Origin of the sequence: Gordonia jacobaea, assembly GCF_001186365.1 — a bacterium.
GTDB lineage: Bacteria > Actinomycetota > Actinomycetes > Mycobacteriales > Mycobacteriaceae > Gordonia > Gordonia jacobaea.
Map to the genome: position 1 here is coordinate 1 of NZ_LDTZ01000040.1, position 2,509 is coordinate 2,509.

4 protein-coding genes are annotated in these 2,509 nt (G+C 64.1%); 3 read left to right on the plus strand and 1 reads right to left on the minus strand.

Features of this window, described 5'->3' with window-relative positions; translation table 11 throughout:
* Positions 1 to 737: winged helix-turn-helix transcriptional regulator (locus tag ABW18_RS22190; RefSeq protein WP_235434500.1), on the minus strand; the 737-nt coding region annotated here is incomplete at its 3' end.
* Between ABW18_RS22190 and ABW18_RS22195 the strand changes: the two genes are divergently transcribed.
* The 3 genes from ABW18_RS22195 to ABW18_RS22205 form a co-directional block, all read left to right on the plus strand.
* Positions 736 to 1,122 (plus strand): nuclear transport factor 2-like protein, encoded by a 387-nt coding sequence (locus ABW18_RS22195; RefSeq protein WP_005177618.1) that lies wholly within the window; start codon positions 736 to 738, stop codon positions 1,120 to 1,122. The genes ABW18_RS22190 and ABW18_RS22195 overlap by 2 nt on opposite strands.
* Positions 1,119 to 1,451: a TfoX/Sxy family protein gene (locus ABW18_RS22200; protein ID WP_005177612.1), complete on the plus strand. Its 333-nt coding sequence runs from the start codon at positions 1,119 to 1,121 to the stop codon at positions 1,449 to 1,451. Before ABW18_RS22195 ends, ABW18_RS22200 begins: the two co-directional genes overlap by 4 nt.
* A 76-nt stretch (positions 1,452 to 1,527) precedes the next feature.
* Positions 1,528 to 2,509, plus strand: a 982-nt coding sequence (locus ABW18_RS22205; RefSeq protein WP_049701084.1) for an IS481 family transposase, incomplete at its 3' end; no start/stop codon positions are given.

Consider the following 2,509-nt stretch of genomic DNA (forward strand, 5'->3'; position numbering starts at 1 on the left):
TTGTACTGACCGGGGACGTTAGTCGACGCTTGCGGCGCCGGTAGAACTCGCGTCAGGGTCGCGGCATCGCCGGTGACATCCACGCCATGCGCGATAGCGGCGGGCAGAGGCATTGCGCCTTGCAGGAGGGCAACCAGTACCGGCCCGGGGCCTGCAACACGCGCCAGGGGGCTGACATCGCGCTGGCAAGGGTTCACCGTGATGGTCCCGTCGGCGGCGGTGAGGTCGAAGCCGTCGTCGAAGGTGCCGAACCGGATCACGATCGGTGGCTCGTCCGGTCTGTGATCCGCGAGGAGGAAGCGTGCCGGTTGGCTGAGCCAGTGCATCTGGAAGATCGCATCACTCGGCGCCTCTGGAACCGTCGGTGCACCCCACTTCAGAAGCTCGCGCAGCACTCCGTCCAGGGCCCGGCCACGCTCGGTAAGCCGATACGTTGGCGTGCCCGGGATTCCTGGGGCGGGCTCGCGGGCGACGACACCGTTGGTCTCGAGGTCCCGCAGGCGCTGGGTGAGCAGGTTCGTCGCGATGCCAGGCAGGCCGCGCTGGACTTCACCAAAGCGCAATGCTCCCCCGATCAGCAGCTCACGCACGATCAGGAGAGTCCACCTGTCACCGACGACATCCAGGGCGCGAGCGATCGAGCAAAGCTGTCCGTAGGACTTCACCTGAACCCCCTTGACTTTATCAAGTGCCTGCTTGAAAGTATCAAGCACCATTCTCACACCAAGGAGAGCCATGCCCGCCACCCTGTCTTCTGCCGCACCTCAGACACTCAAGGACTACTACCGGATCCTCGAGTCCGGCATCGACAGTTACCAGGACGGGGCTGACCTACGGCCTCTGCTGGATGACCACCTCGACTTCACGGGCTCCCTCGCTGGACACCTCCCCGACGCCACCGATGGCTTCCTGGGCGGGGTCGCCGGGTTCATCGCGACGGTCAAGCAGATCGAGATCATCCACGACGTGCACGGCACTAACAGCTCCGCCGTGCTCTACACGGCGACCATGCCCGGCGGTCCCATGACCTTCGCGGAGTTCTTCACCTTCGACGGCGGACGCATCGCGTCCTTGAACCTTCACTACAGCGGCCCCGAGTACATCGAGAAGGGTGGACGATGACGGCACAGAAGGACCTGGTCGAGCGAGTTCGTGACGCGCTAAGAGCTCGCAACCCTCGTGAGGTGTCGATGTTCGGGGGAGTGTCGTTCATGGTCGAGGACCGGATGGTTGTCGCCGCTCGTCGGGAAGGGACGCTCCTGCTACGCATCGACCCCACTGACGCGGAAGACCTGCTCACCCGCCCTGGTGCTCACCCTGCGCTCATGGGCGCAGATCGCCCCATGGGCGACGGCTGGATCAGCGTCGAGCAGGCCGCACTCCAGGGACCTGGGCTCGAGTCCTGGCTCGAGCCAGCACTCACCTTCCATGCAGCGCAAGGCGCCGAGTAGAGATCTCTACTCCAATTCCATCATCCGGTGGCCGGTCGCAAACGCGGCCGGCCACCGATCTATCTCAGGAGGCACTTTGAGTCATCGCAATGCCGCGCTGACCCCACGTCATCGTCTACGAGTCGCACGCCTCGTCATCGAGGAAGGATGGCCGATCAGCGAAGTTGCTGCCCGCTTCCAGGTGTCGTGGCCAACCGTGAAGCGGTGGGTCGACCGCTACCTTGCTGGCGAGCCGATGCAGGACCGGTCGTCACGGCCGAAGTCTTCGCCGAACAAGACGAGCAAGAAGACGACAAAACGGTGCGTGAGCCTACGAATGCGCCTGAGGGAAGGGCCTATTCAACTCGCAGCCCGACTCGGCATCGCCCCGGCCACGGTCCACCGCATCCTCACGACCGCGCGCATGAATCGACTTTCCTACGTCGACCGTGCCACCGGCGAGCCAATCCGCCGATACGAACACGACCACCCTGGCTCACTCGTGCACGTGGACGTCAAGAAGCTTGGGAACATCCCCGACGGTGGGAGCTGGCGATACGCCGGGCGACGTCAAGGATCGAGGAATCGTGCCGTCACTCCCGGCAAGCCGAAGAACAAGTGGCGCAACCCCAAGCTCGGGTATGCGTTCGTGCACACCATCATCGATGACCACTCGCGCGTCGCCTACACCGAGGTTCACAACGACGAATCCGCTGTCACCGCCGTCGGAGTCCTGCATCGAGCGGTCGAGTGGTTCGCCGACCGAGGGGTCGCAATTGAGCGCATCTTGTCCGATAACGGTGGTGCGTACCGTTCTCACCTGTGGCGAGACACGTGCGAGGCCCTATCGATCACTCCGAAGCGAACGCGGCCATACCGCCCACAGACCAACGGCAAGGTCGAGCGATTTCACCGCACCATGGCCGACGGTTGGGCGTATGCGCGCTGCTACACGAGCGAGAACGAACGCCGCGATGCCCTCCCCGACTGGCTCCACGAGTACAACCAGCACCGACCACACACCGCCTGCGGAGGCCAGCCGCCCTTCTCACGATTGATCAACGTCCCCGGTCAGTACA

Bases quoted from the DNA above. Each gene is read 5' to 3' on its own strand.
- ABW18_RS22195 (WP_005177618.1), top strand. From the start codon at position 736: ATGCCCGCCACCCTGTCTTCTGCCGCACCTCAGACACTCAAGGACTAC.
- ABW18_RS22200 (WP_005177612.1), top strand. From the start codon at position 1,119: ATGACGGCACAGAAGGACCTGGTCGAGCGAGTTCGTGACGCGCTAAGA.